The organism is Microbacterium sp. CPCC 204701 (assembly GCF_004010105.1).
Taxonomy (GTDB): Bacteria; Actinomycetota; Actinomycetes; order Actinomycetales; family Microbacteriaceae; genus Microbacterium.
In genome coordinates this window covers 1-1,551 of the sequence record NZ_RRYE01000541.1, presented here as the reverse complement: position 1 = coordinate 1,551, position 1,551 = coordinate 1, and the positions used below count along the sequence as shown (strand labels likewise).

Annotated in this window: 1 protein-coding gene and 1 pseudogene; one reads left to right on the top strand and one right to left on the bottom strand. The window is 71.7% G+C overall.

Annotated elements, in window-relative coordinates; genetic code table 11:
- Nucleotides 1-326: pseudogene (locus tag EIO58_RS17650) on the top strand (LLM class flavin-dependent oxidoreductase); the annotation flags it as partial.
- Nucleotides 327-341: 15 nt separating this feature from the next.
- Here the strand turns inward: EIO58_RS17650 and EIO58_RS17645 are convergent.
- On the bottom strand, nucleotides 342-1,551 hold a 1,210-nt coding region (locus EIO58_RS17645; protein WP_240658997.1), incomplete at its 5' end, for an endonuclease/exonuclease/phosphatase family protein.

The following is a 1,551-nucleotide window of genomic DNA, read 5'->3' as shown; positions in this document are numbered from 1 at the left end:
CTCGCGCCCAGGCCGGGGAGGCGCGCGCGGTGGCCGCGTCCGCGCACGTCGCGCTGTATGTGCGGGCGGCCGCCGACCCAGGTGCCGCGCCGAAGCTCGACACCGAGGCCGGTCGCTACGCCGGCTACCCGCAGTACGCCGCGAACCTCGCACGCCTGGGAATTCGCGCCGGCGAGACGGTGATCCGTCCGGAGGACTTCGCCGACGGCATCCGTCGCCATCGCGAAAGCGTCGACGAGCTCGTGCTGCGCGCGATCGTCGCGGAGGAGACGGCGTCGGCGTACGTGGGGTTCGTGCAGGCCGTGGCCGAGGCGACCACGGCCTGACACGGTTCACCCGGTTCAGCGCCCGACGCGCGGCACCTTGACGTCGACCCACACCAGTCGGTGGTCGCTGCTCGGGAACGGGAACACACCGGTGAGCTCCGAGAGCGGATCCGCCTGCACCGGCCAGAACACGCCCGCATCCGCGACGCGGAGCGTGCGCGAGGGCAGGACGTAGTCGGCGCGCAGGTTGCCCGGCGCAGTGTCGGCGAAGTCCGCGGTGTCTGAGCGCGGATCGCCGACGTGGGTCGCGTTCGCGCCGCCCTGCAGCACGGCGGCCTCGACGGCGCCCTCGGAGGCCGGCAGCGGGTCGACGATGCGGCGGTTGTCGAGCAGCTGGTGGATCGCGGCGTCGACCGAGTCGCCGTCGAGCGGGTCGGCGTTCTGGTCGCCCAGGATGACGAACGACTCCGCCGGCGACAGCCCGCCGCGGCCGCCCTCGTCGTCATAGATGTAGCGGCCCGCGCCCGGGGTCACGTAATCGGCCCAGAAGCGGATCTCGTCGTGGTTGCGCGTGCCGTTTCGGTCCTCGGCGCCGTCGAAGGTCGGCGGCGTGGGGTGTGACGCGAGCACGTGCACGGTCTGGCGGCCGATCTCGACCGGAACGTCCCAGTGCGACTTGCTCGACAGGCGGAACACCGCGAGCTCTTCGGGCGAGTACCAGTCTGCGGGCGCCTCGGTCGTGGGGTCGTCGGGAAGCAGAGCGCCGGGCATGTCCTTCCACAGGAAGTGCTGGAACGTGCGCACGTCCTCGGTCACGATCGGATGCTTCGAGAGCACCACCATGCCGTACTGCCCCTCGAACACGCCGAAGCCGAAGGCGTCGTCGCCGCCCGAGACCACGCCGTTGTTGTTCAGGTCGAAGCCGCTCGGGATGCCGGTGTTCGACGGTGCGACGAACGCATACGGGTAATCGACCGCGTCGGCGCCGTTCTGGCTCACCTCGAGGTAGTTGTCGCGGAAGAGGTCGACGGCGAGCCCGCCCTCGACGTAGTCGAACTCGTTCAGGAGAACCACGTCGGGGTTCGCGCGCTGGATGATCTCGGCGACCGTCCGCGCCTGGGCGTTCGCGCCGGTCGACAGGTCGGCGACGAGCTGGCCAGGGGCGTTGCGATTGAGGGACAGGTTGAAGGTCGCGACGCGCAGCGTCTCGTCCTGCACGGGGCGCGCGGTGGGTGCTGCGGCGGCGGCGGCGGGAACGGCCGCGCCGGCGGCGAGGAGCGCCGCG